This window comes from Mycobacterium sp. HM-7, assembly GCF_053852335.1.
Genome location: NZ_CM132657.1, coordinates 3,990,684 through 4,007,067 on the forward strand (window position 1 = coordinate 3,990,684; position 16,384 = coordinate 4,007,067).

Below are 16,384 nucleotides of genomic sequence, written 5' to 3' on the forward strand. Positions count from 1 at the left end.
CGGCACTAGTGCTCACGTTCAGCGACCGAGGTGGCCGATCTATTCCCCGCAGTACGTCAGTGTTCGCTATGGGCTTATTCCAGCCCGGCGGTACCGTCCGGTTTGACGGTCACGGTCGCGCCGGCGAGATCCTCGCGGGTGCTGGCCGCGGCCTGCGAAGCATCGGTGATCACCGCCAACGCCCGGCTGCCGCTGGGCGTGCGGACGGCGACGAACACCTTCTCGGGCACGCCCTCACGCGTCACCGGCGTCGTCCACGTCTCGACGGTCCCGGTGCCCGACCAATCGGCCTCGGCCACCACCGTCGGCTCGGCGTCGACCTCCGATTGCACGTCTTCCCAACGGAATTCGTGCGCGGGCGGCTGCGTGCTGTAGACGCCGAAGCTGTGTTTGGTCAGGTACCCGCCGTTGGCGGTGATGAGGCCGACCTGGCCGGGTTGGGCCGTCAGCCGCTCGGCCATGGTGGCGATCGAATGCGAGACGTAGTTGTTCCACGGCCCGCCCGCGAACGTCAGACCACCCGTGACGGTCAGCGGCCGCGCCGGATCATCGAGACCCAGACCGAGCTCTCGCGCGGCCACCTGCACCGCCGACGGGAAGCACGAGTACACATCCACCGCATGAATGTCGTCGATGCCGAACCCGGTGAGTTCGAGTACCCGGCGACCGGCAATCCGGATGGCCGGCGAACCGGAGAAGCTCGCCCGCTCCCCGATCAGATAGGTGTCGTGAGCGTCGGTGCCGGCGTGCGGGAAAACCCAACGGTCCCTGGGAATCTGCAGCGCTTCGGCCTTGGCTACCGAGGTGAGAATCAGGGCGGCCCCCTGGTCGACCATGTTGTTGGAGTTCATCAGCTTGGTGTACGGCCAGCTGATCATCCGGTTGTCCGGTCCGGGTTGCCAGATCTGTTCGGCGGGCACTGCCTCGTGGCTCCAGGCGTGCGGATTGCTTGCGGCCACTTGACTGAATCGCGCCCACAGCTCGCCGATCCGGCGCCGGTGCTCATCGGGGGCCTCCCCTGCAGCGATCCGCAGCGCCTGCTCGAACATCGGATACACGTGCGACGGCGCCACCAGACCGATCCGGAGCTCGGCGGGCCCGGCCATGGTGAATTCGGGGTCGCTGGGAGCGAGCGGCACCGACTCGTCCTGCTCGGTTCCCGCCAGCCGCTCACCGCGCGCCTTCAACCGCGTCCGGGTCCGCCACGTTTCGCCACCGGCAATCAACACGACGTCATTGCGGCCCTGCTGAATGTCCAGGCACGCCTGGTTCACCAGCGACTGCGGCACATTGCCGCCGACCGGGGTGTACCGCGTGACGGCATCGGGCGCGCCGATGCGTTGAGCCAACAACAGACCCGGGTCCCGGTAACGCACCGACAGGAGGTTGACGATCCGGACAGCGTCCACCGCCTCCAGGACGCGCGCATCAGCGGCGGCACGTGCCGCCGCCTCCATCAGGTCGACCGGCTCGCCACCGGGATTCTCGTCATGCTGGCTGACCTGGCCGTAGCCGACGAGCACCGGGGTCCTGGGATCAAGAGGCATGCGTCTACCTTCGCGGCACCGGGCCTGCGCTGTAAACGTCCAGCACGGAAACCCATGCATGAGCGTTTGGGACATCCAATCGCCCTCGGAAGCCGCAGATGTCCCCGATGGAAACGTGTAGGTGTCGCACAATGCGATTTACAGGGCGGCGGCGACGACATTGCATGGACCTGGCACGGCGCACAGACCTGCCATGCAGAAGGGTGAACACATGACGATGAGCGTGGCCGATCGCGCCGAACTCGCCGCAGCCGTCAAAGACCTACTCCACGAGCATTGCACCGAAGCCGACGTGCGCCGGGTCATGGACTCGGATGACGGATTCGACCGCGACCTCTGGAACAAGCTGGCCGCCCAGGGCGTCGCTGGTCTGATCGTCGACCCCGACTACGGCGGCGTCGGGTTGGGCGCGCAGGAGTTGGAGGCGGTCGCCGAGGTCACCGGTGCGGCTCTGCTTCCCGCCCCGTTCCTCTCGAGCGCGGTCTTCACCACAGCACTGATTCAGGCTGCCGGTACCGATGAGGACAAGGCGCGGTTACTCCCGGCATTGGCTTCGGGAACCTCGATCGGAACCGTCGCGGTGACCGGTCCCCGTGGCACGTGGGCACCGGACGGTGTTGCGGTTCAGGCCGCGCAGCACGACGGCGAGTACCGCCTGACCGGCAGCGCGAACTATGTACTCGATGGGCAGATCGCCGACGTCATCATCGTCGTGGCGACGGCCGACGACGGCATCGCGATCTTCGAGGTCGCTCCGGATGCGCCCGGCTTCAACCGCACCGCCGCAGCGGTTTTCGATCCCACCGTCCGGCTGTCGACATACACCTTCAGTCAGTCCCCGGCCCGTCGCATCGGTACCGGCGGCTGGGCCGCCGTCGAACACGCGTTGTCTCTCACGGTCATTGCCCTCGCCGGGGAGCAGGTCGGCGGTGCCCGTCACCTTTTCGACATCACCGTCGAATACCTCAAGACCCGCATCCAATTCGGACGGCCCATCGGCAGCTTCCAGTCCATCAAGCACATGGCAGCCGATCTGCTGCTGGAAGTCGAATCCGCCACCTCGGCCGCACAGCATGCCGCCGCGCAGTTCGATGCCGATCCGATAGGTGCCGACGGTCCCATCGCGCTGGCCGGATTCGCTTGTGCGGAGGCCTATCACACGACAGCTATGCAATCGATCCAGATGCACGGCGGTATCGGCTTCACCTGGGAGCACCCCGCCCATCTGTTCCTGCGCCGGGCTCGCACCGGGCGCCAACTGTTCGGCAGTTCACGTGATCACCGTGAGCGCTACCTGGCAACAAAAAGCGCAGGAGGGCGCACACGATGAATCCCACCGCAACCAATGCCGACGAACTGCGCACCGAGGTGCGCGCCTGGCTGGCGCAGAACTGGACCGCATTGCCACCATCGGATGATCCGTGGGTCAGCTCGCCCGAGGAAATCGCCTGGCGCGAGAAGGTTCTCGACGCCCGCTATGCGGTTCCCACGTATCCGGCCGAATGGTTCGGCCGTGGCTATCCGAGCAAGCTCGCCGCCGTCATCCACCAAGAGTTCCGCGCAGTCAAAGCCTCGGGTGCCTGCCAGGACAAGCACAACATCCCCGCCAACACCCTGTTCGCATTCGGCTCCGACGAGCTGAAACATGAACTGCTGCGTGACTTTCTGACCGGAGCGGCCCGCACCTGCCTGCTCTACAGTGAACCCGGCGCCGGATCCGATCTGGCCGGGGTGAGCACCACCGCGGTGCGCGACGGCGACCGCTGGGTGGTCAACGGCCAGAAAGTCTGGACCTCCGGCGCGGCGACCTCCGAGTATGGCCTGCTGATCGCGCGCACCGACTGGGACGTGCCCAAGCACAAGGGCATGAGCTACTTCATCATCCCGATGCGGCAGCCCGGCATCGAGGTACGGCCGCTGGTCCAGATCACCGGCGAGGCGCACTTCAACGAGGTGTTCATCTCCGATGCCACCGTGCCGCACGCGAATCTCATTGGCGGAGAGGGCAATGGCTGGCGAGTGCTGCAGACCGCGCTCGCCTACGAACGCTCCATCATGGGTGATGGCGGACGCGGGTCACGCAACAAGTCCAAGGCCGACAGCTTGGTCGAACTCGCCCGCGAGCACGGGCGCCTCGACGACGCCGCGGTGCGGGAGAGGCTGGCGAATGTGCTGGCGCTGCGGGAACTCAACCGGCTCAACAACCTTCGCGCCAAGGCGTCCACCAGCCAGGGCACATCGAGTTCGATCATGTCACTGGGCAAGCTGGCGATGTCGCGAATCCTGCACTCGGAAGCCGCACTCAAGACCGACATCATCGGCACGGCATCACTGTTGGCGGGCCCCGGCAATCCCGAGGCCGACGACGTGAACTTCCTGTCCCTCAACGCATTCTTCACCTCGATCGGCGGGGGTACCGACCAGATTCAGCGCACCATCATCGGCGAGCGCGTACTCGGGCTCGCGAAGGAACCCGAGACAGACCGCGACATCCCGTTTCGCCAGGCGCGACGCAGCTGATGGACATGACCTTCGACCCACCCCTCGCCGGCATCAAGATTCTCGATCTCACCGCCGGACCGATCACGGCCGTCGGCCGGCTCCTGGCCGATCTCGGCGCGAACATCACATCGGTCCACCTGGCCGGCGTGACGGCAGCCGACACTGTCGGACCGACCATCAACGAGGTGCCGATCGGTACAGCCATCAACCGTCACGGCATCCCCGCCATCGCGATCAACCCGTCGACCACGACCGGACAGCGGACGTGGGCAGGGTTGTTGGCGACCGCCGACATCCTCATCGAGAACACACGGCCGGGATCGGCAGCCGAAGAGTTGTTGGCGGTCAAGCAGATTCACGCCGACCAGCCGTCGTTGGTCATCCTGTCCATCAGCGACTTCGGTCGCGATACCCGTTATCGCGACTGGCAGGCCACCACTCCCGTGCTGCACGCGCTGACCAGCGAACTGTCACGCTCCGGCGTCCCAGGCCAGGCACCGCTGGTGCCACCGAGCGTGGACCTGCCGTATCACGTTGCCGCGGCCCAGGCTGCCTTCTTCACCCTCTGCGTGTTCCTGGATCGGTTACGCACGGGCACAGGTGATCTCATCGATTTCTCGGTACTCGAGGGAGCGATGCAGACCCTCGACCCACCGTTCGGTACGGCGGGCAGTGCGGCGGCAGGCGTGCCCATCAGCGAACAGAAGCGGCATTGGGTTGCCGAGCAGCAGCGCTATCCGATCTTCAAATGCAAGGACGGCCACGTCCGTATGTGCGTACTGGCAAAACGCCAGTGGCAGGGCATGTTCGAGTGGATGGGGCGGCCGGAAGAATTCGCCGACCCGAAGTTCAACAGCATCCGCGAGCGTTTCGCGTCGGCAACGTTGTTCGGAGCCATCGAGGAGTTCTGTGCCGACAAGACCCGCGCGGAGCTGGAACTCGCGGGGCAACGCCACGGGGTACCGACGGCGGCGGTCCTCAGCCTGGCGGAGGCGTTGTCCACGGAACAGGTTGCCGCGCGCGGATTCTTCCGCGAGACGGAGCTCGCCCCCGGGATGACGGCACCGGTACCGGTCGGCGTCGTCGAGATCGACGGGTACCGAGCCAGCAGTCTGAACGCCCGCAGCTTGAACAGCGACGCACCGTCGTACCGCCCTCTCCGCGACGCTCCCACTCTCACCGCGCGTGACCGTGGTGGCCTCGGACTGCCCCTGGAGGGGCTGCGCGTACTGGACCTCGGCGTCATCGTCGTCGGCAGCGACACCGGCCGCCTGTTCGCCGACCTCGGTGCCGACGTGGTCAAGATCGAGAATTCCGCCTTCCCCGACGGCCTGCGCATCAGCCTCACCCGGATGACGCAGGCCTACGCCGCCGGTCACCGGAACAAGCGATCGATCGGAATCGACCTGCGGTCCGACGAAGGCCGGGCACTGGCGCACCAACTGGTCGCGCAGTCCGACGTCGTCCTGAGCAACTTCAAACCCGGTGTGGCAGCTGCGCTCGGCATGGATTTCGCAGCGCTTCAGCAGGTCAATCCAGGCATCGTCGTCATCGACAGCTCGGCCTACGGACCCACCGGACCGTGGGCGAAACGGCTCGGCTACGGACCGTTGGTTCGCGCGGCGGCGGGCTTCACCAAGCTGTGGACCTATCCCGATGATCCCGAAGCCTTCTGCGACACCGTCACGGTGTACCCCGATCACGTGGCTGCGCGGATCGGGGCGTTGAGTGCCGTCGCGCTGCTGCTGCGCCGTGAGCGTAGTGGTGGCGGCGGCTCGGCGAGCATCGCGCAATCCGAGGTGATGCTCAGCCACCTGGCCGACGACATCGCCGGCGAGGTACTCACTCGTCGCGGTCGTACGCACAGCGGTCAGCCGGCTCACGACGCGCCCTGGGGCCTGTTTCCCGGCGCGGGTGATGACGCGTGGGTCGCGGTGACCGTCCGCGATGACGCCGACTGGTCGGCGCTGTGCCAGGTGATCGACCGACCCGATCTCCTCACCGACGCAGGCCTGGGTTCCCGGGCCGGACGGGACCGCCAGCGGGCGCGGCTCGACGAAGCACTCAGCGCGTGGACGTCGCAGCACACACCCGCGGACGCGATGGCGCTGTTGCAGGCCGCAGGCGTCCCGGCGGGGGCCGTGCTGCACGCCGTCGAGGTGCCCACTTGGGATTACTACGTGGAACGGCGGGCATTCCGGGAGGAACTGCATCCACACGGGGCGGCACCGTTCATGATGGAGAACGTGCAAATCCATGCTGACCTCATCCCCGATCCCCCGCTGGGGCAGGCACCGCTGCTCGGCGAGCAGACCCGCGAGGTCGCGGCCGAATTACTCGCCTTGGATGACGCCGCGATCGACGACCTGATTGCCCGCGCCGTTCTCGAAGTGCCTGCGGCAGCAGAATATTCGGGACGGTAACCGACGCCACCCCATGGAGATCGATTTCACTCGGCTTCGCTACTTCGTCGCTGTCGCGGAAGAGCTGCACTTCAAGCGCGCCGCCGACCGGTTGATGATCACGCCGCCGCCGCTGAGCAAGCAGATCAAACTGTTGGAGCGTGAGTTGGGTGGGGACCTCTTCGAGCGGACGTACCACGAGGTGCGCCTGACGCCGCTGGGCATGCAACTGCTGGAGCCGGCACGCGACATCCTGCGGCGCGTCGAGGAACTGAAGGCCAACGCGTCACGAATCACGCAGGAGACCAACCCTATTCGCATCGGCGCGACCGCCTATGCACCATCGGATTTCCTGGCCAGATTCGAGCAGGCGGTCAACGGCCTCGCGACACCCACTGAGTTCAGCGTTCCCGGGTCAGCAGCGGAGGTCATCGCCAAACTCGTTTCCGGGCACATGGATCTCGGCCTGATCCACCTGCCCGCAGCCGACAAACGCATCCGTCACCGGGTGGTGGCCACCTATCCGGGCGCAGCAGCGGTGCGGTACGACGATCCGCTGGCAGCCAACGACATCATCGCCATCGAAGACCTGCGGGACCGCGATGTCGTGATCGACTTCGCGCGCCCCAATCCCGTGGTGCTGGCGCAGATGGCGCGCGGCCTCAACGAACGGGGCGTCACGCGCATCGTGCGGACCGTCGGTCAGCTGGGTGGCGAGCTCGAGATGGCCAGCCACGTGTTCAACCGATATCTCGTCGCGCTCGTCAGCTACGCGCCGGCATCGACGATGGGCCGCATCTTCTCGCCGCCCGAGTTCAAGCTGATCCCCATCGACGAAAGCACCTGGGCGCCGGCGAAAATCGCGCTGGCGTGGGCACCCGACCGGCTGCGTACTCCGGCGGAGATCGAGGCCGTGGTGGACCAGTTGGCCACCGCCCTCGCCTAACCCGCGCAAGCACAATTGGTGTCGGCGCACGACGGTAGGCTGCCTCGACGAACAAGGTCCCATCAACAACGTCCGGAAGGATTGCCGTGCTCGACGCCGATGATGTGCGCCGCATTGCGCTGTCCCTCCCCGAGACCACGGAAAAGGAGCGTTGGGGTCATCCGACGTTCGACGTGGCGCGCAAGATGTTCGTCACCGTGCCGGACGATGAGACCTCTTTTGCGGTGCGCTGCCCCAGGTTCGACCGCGAAGAACTGATCGCCGCCGAACCGCACAAGTTCTGGGTGCCGCGACACGAGGCGGCGTCGTCGTGGGTGCGGGTTCGGCTGGAAGCCCTCGATGACGAGCAGGAACTTACCGACATCCTCGTCGACTCCTGGCGGCTGGCAGCGCCGGCCAGGCTCACCGAGCAACCGGAATCCTGAGCCAGGACGGCTCAGACCCGCTGCCGCACCCGGCCGAAGACCATGGACTCTTCGATGCGGTCGAAACGGTGATCGATGACGTCGAGCACGTAGTTGTGCCGCACGTGCCACGGACGGTGGGTACCGGATTTGGGCAACGCGTGGGGATTGCGATTGATGTAGCCGGCGTCGAGGTCGAACGTCTTCTTCTCGTCCATCGGAACGTCACCCAAGTGCGGATAGGCGTGGGTGTAGCCGTGAGTGTCCATGTACTCCACCAGCTTCGCGAAGGCGCGCGCCGTCATGTCGGCACGCAGGGTCCACGATGCGTTCGTGTAGCCCAGGCACCACGCCATGTTCGGTACGTCCTCGAGCAGGAACTCCTTGTAGACGTATCGGTCGGACGGGGTGATCGCTTCTCCGTCGACCGACAACGAGATGCCGCCGAGGGCCTGCAACTCCAGTCCCGTCGCGGTCACGATGACGTCGGCATCAACGCGGGCACCGGATTTCAGCACGATGCCGTCCGCATCGACGTGGTCGATGTGGTCGGTGACGACCTCCGCGCGGCCGTCACCGATCGCGGTGAAGATGTCCCGGTCGAGCACGGCGCACAGGCGTTGATCCCACGGGTCGTACTTGGGGTTGAAGTGCACGTCCACGGGATAGCCGGGTGGCAGTGCCGCCACGGCCCGACTGCGGATGAGCCGACGGCCACCCTTGGGGAACTTGCGGAGCAGGTTGTAGCTGAGCACGCTGATGAGCACATTGCGGAACCACACGATGCGGTGAGCGATATTGCGCGGCAACAACTTCCGGATCAGGCTGACCATGGGGTCGATCTGCCATTGCGACATCAGGTAGGTCGGTGACCGCTGCAGCATCGTCACCTTCGCGGCAGTCTTCGCCATGGCGGGCACCAGGCTGACGGCCGTCGCGCCACTGCCGATCACCACGACCCTCTTGCCGGCGTAATCCAGTGACTCCGGCCAGAACTGCGGATGGACGACGTCACCGGCGAAGGTGTCGATGCCGGGGAAATCCGGGGTGTAACCCTGGTCGTAGTTGTAGTAGCCGGTGCCGCAGAACAGGAATCGGGCCCGGTAGGACTTGGCTTCACCGTCCTGCACGGTTTGCACGTTCCAGGTGTCGGTCGCCGAATCCCAGTCGGCCGACAGCACATGGGTGTTGAAGGTGATGTGACGGTCGACGCCGTGGGTATGCGCAGCCGTGGTCAGGTACTCACGGATGTGATCGCCGTCGGCGATGTTCTCCGGCCGCGTCCACGCCTGGTAGGGGAAGCTCAGCGTGAAGATATCGCTGTCCGATCGAATCCCCGGATAGCGGAACAGATCCCAGGTACCACCGATGCGCGTCCGCCGTTCCAGGACCCGATACGTCAACTGCGGGTTCCGCTGGTGCAGCCGGTACGCAGCGCCGATGCCCGAGATGCCGGCACCGATGATCAGCACATCGAAGAACTCGCCGTCGCCCGTCATGAATCTCCCTTGATCAAATCCGGTACCGCCGGTATCACCTTAGGGCATCACGATCCTAGCCAGTCGAGCTGTGGGCCGACCCGACGAGCAGCGCCCGCAAATGCTGATTCACCTGGTCGGGACGCTCCAGGTTCGCGCAGTGCCCGCCGCCCAATTCGACGAACGACCACAGATTCGGCACGTTCCTGGCGATCCGACGGGACGCCGCGATCGGGAGCAGCCGGTCCTTGGTGCTGCCGATGACCAGTGTCGGCACCGTCAGGTTGTCGAGGCTGATGTGATGAGCATCGAGGTTGTCCACCAGGGCATTGACCCACCCGCTTCGGCCGGCGGCGGAGGTGCCCATGAACAGCTCGTAGACGTAGTCGGCGACGGCGGGGTCGGCGTCACGACCGACCGCGATCATGGCGACGAACTGGCGAGCCGCTTTACGTGAACCCGGCACCAGCGGGGCCCCGCCGAAGGTCTTCAGGATGCGGCCGGCGGCATAGGCCCGGGACTTCGCCAAGGAGTTCGGGACCTGCGCCAGCTGGACCAACTTCAGCAGGTCGCCGGTCGTGGTGTTGATGAGGGCGACGGCGTGAGCGCACTCGGCGACACGCTGGGGATAGCGCTGCGCCCACGACGTGATGGCGATGCCGCCCATCGAGTGCCCGGCGATGAGGGCCCGCTCCCCTGGCCTCAGCGTCGCGCTCAGCACCGAGTCGAGGTCGGCCGCCAGGAAGTCCAGGTTGTACTTGTGGCGGCCTTTGGGTGCTGCGCTCTGTCCGTGTCCGCGGTGGTCGTAGGCGATGACCCGGTAGTCGGTCGCCAGGTCGGCGATCTGGTTGCCCCATACCCCGATGGCGCAGGTGATGCCGTGCGCGAACACGATGGGCTGTCCGTGCTCGGGGCCGAACACCTCGGCATGCAGTCGGGTGCCGTCGACCGCTGAGATCTCCAGGGCACGACCTGGTGGCAGGGCCGCGGGACGTCCGGGTTTGACCAGTTGGGACTGATTGAAGACGGTCATACTGCTCCGTTCGGGTTCGGCGACGTTGCCGGCGGGACATCCCGTACCAGCGAGCCTACCTAAATAACCAGCACGGGCTTGACGGCAAAACCGGCCGTGGCGTCCGACCAGGCCTCGGCGAAGCGGTCGAACGGGTACGTGCGTACCAGTTTGTCGACGGGCAACTCACCGCGGAGGACGTGTCCGGCCAGCCGCGGGATGAAGGTGTGCGGCTCACTGTCGCCTTCGATGACGCCTTGTACCCGCAGCCCGTTCGCCAGGATCAGTCCGACGGGCAGCTCCGCGGTGAGGGCGCCCAGCCCCACGAGCGCGAGCGTGCCGCACTTGCGCAGCAGGCTCAGCGCGGTGCTGATGACGTCGCCGCGCGCGGTGGTATCGACAGCCAGCGTCGCACCACCTCCGGTGAGATCCATGATCTCGGCCGGCAAGGTCTCCGATGCCGAGTCCACGGCTCCGGTCGCGCCCAATTCGATTGCCAGTGCACGTCGTTCGGCGATCGGATCGACGGCGATGATGGCGCGGCAGCCGGCGATGCGCGCACCCATGACGGCCGAGAGGCCCACTGCACCAGCGCCCCAGACCACCAGCGCGTCGTCGGGTCCCGCCGTCAAGGTGTTCAGCACCGCGCCGACTCCGGTCTGCACGCTGCAGGCCAGTGGCGCCGCCAGCTCGGCGTCGATGCCGTCGGGCAGGACCACGACATTGGACGCGTTGGCCAGCGCGTGGGTGGCGAAGCTGGACTGCCCGAAGAACCCACCGCGAACCGGCCGGCCGTCGAGCCGCAGGGCGCTGGTCTCGTCACCACGGTCGCCCGCCATGTTCAGGCGCGTGGCGTTGTCGCAGTACGCGGGCGTGTCGGACGAGCATGCGGCGCACTGCGCGCAGCTGGCGAACGTCAGAACTACCTGCCGGCCGACGTCGATCCGGGCGTCTGGACCGGCAGCCAGGACGGTGCCCGCGCCTTCGTGGCCGAAGACCATGGGCAGTCGTTTCTCCGGCCAGCGGGCTGCCGTGCTGATGTCGGTGTGGCAGATGCCGACCGCGCTGACGCCGACGAGCACCTCGTCGCGCTGCGGCTCGCGGATCTGGACGTCGGTCAGTTCCGGGGCCGAACCCGGGCGAAGCAATACCGCGGCACGTGCGTCGATCATCCACGGATGGTAGGTCGACGGTAATCTGCGCCGGGTGACCGGTGTCGACAACTGTCGGGCGTCGCGCGGATGACGCACCGTCAATTGCCGCGATGGTCGGTCCCCTTCGTCTTTGTCACCGGCGCCGCGTCGCAGTACCTCGGTGCCGCGATCGGTGTGTTCCTCTTCTCGACCACCCAGCCGGCCACGGTGGCGTGGCTGCGGGCCGCTGCCGGCGCGCTGGTGCTGGCGGCCTGGCGCCGGCCGTGGCGGATGCCATTGACGCGCCGTCGGCTCGCGATCGCGACCTTGTTCGGCCTGATCACCGTCGGCATGAACATCGCGTTCTACGAGGCGTTGGCGCGCATACCGCTGGGCACCGCAGTCGCAGTGGAGTTCATCGGGCCGACCCTGGTGGCGACGCTCGGATCACGCCGGCCACGCGACCTCCTCGCGGCGACTCTCGCCGCGGGCGGGGTGGCGCTGCTGGCCGGCATCGAATTCACCTCTGAGCTCGCCGGTGTGGTGTGGGCGCTCGCCGCGGCAGCTCTGTGGGCCGGGTACATCCTGGTGGGCAAACGGGTGGCTGACACCCACGGCGGCCTGGACACCCTCGCCCTCGGAATGTCCACCGCTGCAGTCATTTTGGGACCCGTCGTCATCGGCCTGCAGGCCCACACCAACGCTGCGGTGTTCCGCGACCCCCGCACCTGGCTGCTCGGTCTGGGCGTCGGATTGCTGTCGACGGCCATCCCGTACGCCCTGGATCAGATCGTCCTCCGCCAGGTCGGCCAGGCGAGGTTCGCGATCCTGTTGGCGTTGTTACCGGCTACCGCCGCCCTCATCGGTCTCACGGTGCTGGATCAGGTTCCGACGGTCGGCGAGGTCGTGGGCATCGGATTGGTGGTGGCCGGCCTTTTACTCGGTGCCCGGGGCGGCCCGTGACGATGACATGCGAAAGTGACAGTGACCACCGGCATGCCCAGAGGAGAAGAGCACCATGCGCGCCATTCAGATCGCCCGGTTGGACGGCCCCGAGGCTGCCGAGCTGAACGAGATTCCCGAACCTGACGGCACCGGTGCCGTGGTGATCGAGGTGCATGCCGCCGGGGTCGCGTTCCCCGACGCACTGCAGTCGCGGGGCCTCTATCAGCACAAGCCCGAGCTGCCGTACGTCCCCGGCGCCGAACTCGCGGGTGTCGTCCGGAGTGCACCCGAGGGCGCGCACGTGGCGGCCGGCGACCGGGTGGCGGCGCTGACCATGCTGTCCGGCGCGATGGCCGAAGTCGTTGCGCTGCCGGCCGACAGGGTCTTCAAACTGCCCGACACGGTGTCGTTCGAGGCCGGCGCCGGACTGCTGTTCAACGATTTGACGGTGCACTGCGCGCTGCGTACCCGTGGCCGGCTGACGCCCGGGGAGACGGTGCTGGTGCACGGCGCTGCCGGCGGCATCGGCACCTCCACGCTGCGGCTGGCAACCGCGTTCGGGGCCGCCCGCACCATCGCGGTGGTGAGCTCGGAGGACAAGGCCGAGATCGCCCGTGCTGCCGGCGCTTCCGATGTCGTGCTGGCCGACGGGTTCAAGGATTCGGTGCGTGAGCTGACCGGCGGCCGGGGCGTCGATCTGATCCTCGACCCGGTGGGCGGCGACCGATTCACCGATTCCCTGCGGTCGCTGGCACCCGGCGGCCGGCTCCTGGTGGTGGGATTCACCGGCGGCGATATCCCCACGGTCAAGGTGAACCGGCTACTGCTCAACAACGTCGACGCGGTGGGCGTCGGCTGGGGCGCGTGGGCGATGACCCACCCCGGCTATCTCGCCGAGCAATGGGAAGAGCTGGAGCCGCTGCTGGCGTCCGGCGCGGTGATCCCACCAGTGCCCGAGGTGTATCCGATGGAGCGGGCCGCCGACGCCATCGCGTCGTTGGAGAACCGTTCCGCCAAGGGCAAAGTCGTCGTCAGCGTGCGCTGACGGGCAATACCAGCCGCGACTGCCCGCCCTCGCCGTGCGCGATGGTGTGCACCGACGGCACCATCCGCGTCGCGGTCGCCAGCGGATCGCCGGTACCCAGATTGCGCGCGAACCGCGGAAAACAGCCACCGGCGATCAGCAGCCGGATGCGGTGGCCGGCCGCGAATCGGTATGCGGTCGCATCGAGTTCCAGACGCAAGTGCGCCTCGGGCGCGTCGGCTCCGGTGAGTCGCAGGTACCCGTCGGTGACGTTCGTCGAATGTCCATCGGGCGCAACGTCACTGATCCGCACGAACAGGTCGGCGTGCGGGTTGTCGGTGCGGTGGTCCAGTTCGACGTAGGGCGTTCCGATGACGTCGAGATCAGCGGGCAGCACGGGGCTGGTGAAGGACAGGACATCCGAGCGCTCGGCCAGCTCCGTGTCGTCGATGTAGCCGGACTTGCCGGAAACCAGAAGGCGCCCACCGACACTCGGCGTCGGGTCCGCCGGGTCGTAGATGAATGTCGACGGCGCCCCACTGTCCGGCGCGGTCTCGGCAAGCGCCGCGCCGGGGTGCAGGTGCCACACCTGTCCGGCGGTCGGTGGCGGCCACTCCTGCATGTCGAGCCAGTCACCGCCGGCGACGCAGATACGCACCGGAGCCGCGGCGCGGCGGGATCCGTCCAGCCACAGCACGGATTCCTTGATTGCCTCGGTGCCGCCGGACCCGTGCGTCCACGGGCCCACCGTCAAAGCCACCTCGACGCCGCGGGCCCGCAGCCGTCGGTACTGCTCGAGGGTCTGGTCCACGAACACGTCCTGCCAGCCGGTGATCAGCAACACCGGACCACGCAGGTTGTCCAGTGCCGCCGCCACACCGTTCTCCGCCCAGTACGGCGACGACGGGTCCGGTTGTTCGAGCCACGCGTTGAACCACGGGGTGCGGCCGCCCAGCAGTTCGGCTGCCGCCGGGTCGAGCGGCAGTGTCTCGAGCACCGGCTTCAGGGTTCGCGGTGTCGTCATACCGCGGAGCATCTGACGGATCCAGCCACCACGGTGCTGCCAAGCCACCTGATAGCTCCAGCCGAGGAAGTCCCCGAGCGCGAATGATCCTGTGCTCCAAACGGAATGGCCGAAATCGTGCGGCGCCATGGTGATCACCGAAGTGGTCAGATCGGCGGGCTGGTCAACCAGCAGCGCCAGCTGGGTGAAGCCGAGGTAGGAAGCCCCGACGGTGGCGAATTCCCCTGCATACCAAGGCTGTTCACGCAGCCATTCGACGGTGTCGGCACCGTCGTCGACCTCATGCCGACCGGGCTCGAACGCGCCGTCAGACCCGAAGGTGCCGCGCGTGCTCTGCAGCACGACATGGAAGCCCTGCCCCGCATACAGCCCGGCGAACACCCGGTTGGGCAGGCCGTCGCGGCCGTAGGGGCCCCGCATCAACAACGTGCCGACCGGCTTGCGGGTCCGCGGCGCGTAGTGATCGGCCAGCAGTACCGCGCCGTCGCGCATCGGCACCGGAAGCGACCGTTCCACCCGGAAGCTCTTGGCTCGCGGCAGACCCAGGCGGCGGGTCAGCGCGCGGGCACCGAGCCACGCCAGGGTGTCGCGTCGCACGTCGCAGTCTCCTCATCGGTCGTGGGGTCTGGGACCATTTTCCACGACTGGTGATTTGTGCACGATTTTCCGCGGCAGACGCGGTGTGGTGTCTCGGGACATCGCTGACACTTATGTCTCGGGACATCGCTGACAGTCAGTGTGCGGGTTTGGGTGCGCGGGTGCGGTATGTTCGCGTGGTTTTGTCGCCGGGCTGATAGCGGCGGGTTGGGTCGGCGGTGAGTTCGCGGATCAAGGTGGTGCCGCTGAAGATGGCGATGTGGTCGCCGTCGCGGATGCAGTCGCATTGGTGCCCAGCCCAATACCGGCCGACGTTGATGACGTAGGGCGGCACGAACACCCGACCGGTCGTGTCGTTAACGGTGCCGGTGGTGACAAACACCGGGGCCGGCAAGGGCCGGTCTGCGGGGCGGGCGCGTTCGGTGGCCGCGAAAACCTCTGCCGGAGTGGCTCCGCCGAGCGCTCGATGTGGTCGTTGGTGGTTGTAGCAGTGTCGGAACACCGCGAGCAGATCGTCGAGGTCAGCGACAGTGTCCGGGGTGGGGTGCGCGTGGAGCCACTTTTTGAGGGTCTGCCAGAACCGCTCGATCTTGCCGCACGTCTGCGGGTGATAGGGGGTCGAGTTGATCGTTTTCACTCCCAGGGCCCGCAGGTTCGCCTCGAACGTCGTTTCAAACCCGAGCCGCCGCCCGGTGTACATCAGGCCGTTGTCCGACAACGATATTGACGGAATCCCGCACTCGCTGATACCGGCCAGCATCACCGACCACACCAACTCGCCGGTGCCCGGCCCGGCTGCGGCGGCCAACCCGACCAGGTAGCGGGAATGATCATCCAGACAGCCCGCAATGGCCACCGCCGTGCCGTCCGCCAGTGCCCATTCGGTCCAGTCTGATTGCCAGCAACCGTTCGGGCGATCGAAGACAAACCGTTTGGTCGCTGACTTGGGCCGTTTACGCGGCTGCGGGGTGATCGCACCGTGGCGCGTCAAGATCCGCCAGATCGTGGCCGGTGCGGGCACACCAACATGGCCCTCACGCCGTAGCGCCCAGTGGATCGAGTGTGCGCCGTGGTCGCGGCCGGCTTCCAATAGCTCCTTGCGGCGGCGCAGCACCAGCTCCTCGACCGCGGCCGCGGTCTGCCCGGGACACGACACCGGCCGTCGTGATAGCTCTTCGAGTCCGGTCAGCCCTAGCTGCCCGAACCGCTTGCGCCACTTATAGAACGTCTGTCGACTGATCTGCTGATCCCGGCAGAACGCCGCCACATTCTCGACCTGCCCGGCCAACGCCGTCGCAGCACGAATATCCATCGCCGTCACCTTCTGGGCCATGAACCACGATGGGTCCACACCTCACTCAGGTGTCAGC

At 66.9% G+C, this 16,384-nt stretch carries 13 protein-coding genes; 7 read left to right on the forward strand and 6 right to left on the reverse strand.

Going from position 1 to position 16,384, the window contains the following annotated elements:
* Positions 1-74: 74 nt before the first annotated feature.
* Positions 75-1,547, reverse strand: a complete 1,473-nt coding sequence (locus tag ACWW1C_RS19300) for an acetyl-CoA acetyltransferase (RefSeq protein WP_455979885.1) — start codon at positions 1,545-1,547, stop codon at positions 75-77.
* A gap of 211 nt (positions 1,548-1,758) precedes the next feature.
* Here ACWW1C_RS19300 and ACWW1C_RS19305 point away from each other — a divergent pair, with 211 nt between their 5' ends.
* From ACWW1C_RS19305 to ACWW1C_RS19325, 5 genes are all read left to right on the forward strand, one after another.
* Entirely contained in the window at positions 1,759-2,877 is a 1,119-nt protein-coding gene (locus tag ACWW1C_RS19305) for an acyl-CoA dehydrogenase family protein (protein WP_455979886.1), read from the forward strand.
* Positions 2,874-4,067, forward strand: a complete 1,194-nt coding sequence (locus ACWW1C_RS19310) for an acyl-CoA dehydrogenase family protein (protein WP_455979887.1) — start codon at positions 2,874-2,876, stop codon at positions 4,065-4,067. The genes ACWW1C_RS19305 and ACWW1C_RS19310 overlap by 4 nt, the downstream gene beginning before the upstream one ends.
* Positions 4,067-6,472 (forward strand): CoA transferase, encoded by a 2,406-nt coding sequence (locus ACWW1C_RS19315; RefSeq protein ID WP_455979888.1) that lies wholly within the window; start codon positions 4,067-4,069, stop codon positions 6,470-6,472. The genes ACWW1C_RS19310 and ACWW1C_RS19315 overlap by 1 nt, the downstream gene beginning before the upstream one ends.
* Before the next feature lie 13 nt (positions 6,473-6,485).
* Entirely contained in the window at positions 6,486-7,397 is a 912-nt protein-coding gene (locus ACWW1C_RS19320) for a LysR family transcriptional regulator (RefSeq protein ID WP_455979889.1), read from the forward strand.
* Positions 7,398-7,483: 86 nt separating this feature from the next.
* Complete coding sequence (locus tag ACWW1C_RS19325; protein ID WP_455979890.1) at positions 7,484-7,822, forward strand: MmcQ/YjbR family DNA-binding protein; 339 nt, start codon at positions 7,484-7,486, stop codon at positions 7,820-7,822.
* Between the two features lie 11 nt (positions 7,823-7,833).
* Here ACWW1C_RS19325 and ACWW1C_RS19330 read toward each other — a convergent pair whose 3' ends face one another.
* The 3 genes from ACWW1C_RS19330 to ACWW1C_RS19340 are packed head-to-tail and all read right to left on the reverse strand — an operon-like array spanning position 7,834 to position 11,463.
* A complete protein-coding gene (locus ACWW1C_RS19330) occupies positions 7,834-9,300 on the reverse strand; it encodes a flavin-containing monooxygenase (protein ID WP_455979891.1) in 1,467 nt (488 codons plus the stop codon).
* 55 nt (positions 9,301-9,355) lie between these two features.
* Entirely contained in the window at positions 9,356-10,312 is a 957-nt protein-coding gene (locus ACWW1C_RS19335; protein WP_455979892.1) for an alpha/beta fold hydrolase, read from the reverse strand.
* Positions 10,313-10,371: 59 nt separating this feature from the next.
* Positions 10,372-11,463 (reverse strand): NAD(P)-dependent alcohol dehydrogenase, encoded by a 1,092-nt coding sequence (locus ACWW1C_RS19340; protein ID WP_455979893.1) that lies wholly within the window; start codon positions 11,461-11,463, stop codon positions 10,372-10,374.
* Positions 11,464-11,532: 69 nt separating this feature from the next.
* Here ACWW1C_RS19340 and ACWW1C_RS19345 point away from each other — a divergent pair, with 69 nt between their 5' ends.
* A complete protein-coding gene (locus ACWW1C_RS19345; protein WP_455979894.1) occupies positions 11,533-12,387 on the forward strand; it encodes an EamA family transporter in 855 nt (284 codons plus the stop codon).
* 55 nt (positions 12,388-12,442) lie between these two features.
* Positions 12,443-13,414, forward strand: a complete 972-nt coding sequence (locus ACWW1C_RS19350; protein WP_455979895.1) for an NADPH:quinone oxidoreductase family protein — start codon at positions 12,443-12,445, stop codon at positions 13,412-13,414.
* On the opposite strand, the gene ACWW1C_RS19355 is transcribed toward ACWW1C_RS19350, so the two are convergent.
* Positions 13,401-15,014 (reverse strand): CocE/NonD family hydrolase, encoded by a 1,614-nt coding sequence (locus ACWW1C_RS19355; RefSeq protein WP_455979896.1) that lies wholly within the window; start codon positions 15,012-15,014, stop codon positions 13,401-13,403. The two genes, ACWW1C_RS19350 and ACWW1C_RS19355, sit on opposite strands and share 14 nt — an antisense overlap.
* A gap of 136 nt (positions 15,015-15,150) precedes the next feature.
* Complete coding sequence (locus tag ACWW1C_RS19360) at positions 15,151-16,347, reverse strand: integrase core domain-containing protein (RefSeq protein ID WP_455984156.1); 1,197 nt, start codon at positions 16,345-16,347, stop codon at positions 15,151-15,153.
* Between the last annotated feature and the right edge of the window lie 37 nt (positions 16,348-16,384).

What these genes read in the sequence shown, in the direction of transcription:
- ACWW1C_RS19300 (WP_455979885.1), bottom strand. Translation starts at nt 1,547, where the DNA reads ATGCCTCTTGATCCCAGGACCCCGGTGCTCGTCGGCTACGGCCAGGTC.
- ACWW1C_RS19305 (WP_455979886.1), top strand. Translation starts at nt 1,759, where the DNA reads ATGACGATGAGCGTGGCCGATCGCGCCGAACTCGCCGCAGCCGTCAAA.
- ACWW1C_RS19310 (WP_455979887.1), top strand. Translation starts at nt 2,874, where the DNA reads ATGAATCCCACCGCAACCAATGCCGACGAACTGCGCACCGAGGTGCGC.
- ACWW1C_RS19315 (WP_455979888.1), top strand. Translation starts at nt 4,067, where the DNA reads ATGGACATGACCTTCGACCCACCCCTCGCCGGCATCAAGATTCTCGAT.
- ACWW1C_RS19320 (WP_455979889.1), top strand. Translation starts at nt 6,486, where the DNA reads ATGGAGATCGATTTCACTCGGCTTCGCTACTTCGTCGCTGTCGCGGAA.
- ACWW1C_RS19330 (WP_455979891.1), bottom strand. Translation starts at nt 9,300, where the DNA reads ATGACGGGCGACGGCGAGTTCTTCGATGTGCTGATCATCGGTGCCGGC.
- ACWW1C_RS19335 (WP_455979892.1), bottom strand. Translation starts at nt 10,312, where the DNA reads ATGACCGTCTTCAATCAGTCCCAACTGGTCAAACCCGGACGTCCCGCG.
- ACWW1C_RS19340 (WP_455979893.1), bottom strand. Translation starts at nt 11,463, where the DNA reads ATGATCGACGCACGTGCCGCGGTATTGCTTCGCCCGGGTTCGGCCCCG.
- ACWW1C_RS19345 (WP_455979894.1), top strand. Translation starts at nt 11,533, where the DNA reads ATGACGCACCGTCAATTGCCGCGATGGTCGGTCCCCTTCGTCTTTGTC.
- ACWW1C_RS19350 (WP_455979895.1), top strand. Translation starts at nt 12,443, where the DNA reads ATGCGCGCCATTCAGATCGCCCGGTTGGACGGCCCCGAGGCTGCCGAG.
- ACWW1C_RS19360 (WP_455984156.1), bottom strand. Translation starts at nt 16,347, where the DNA reads ATGGCCCAGAAGGTGACGGCGATGGATATTCGTGCTGCGACGGCGTTG.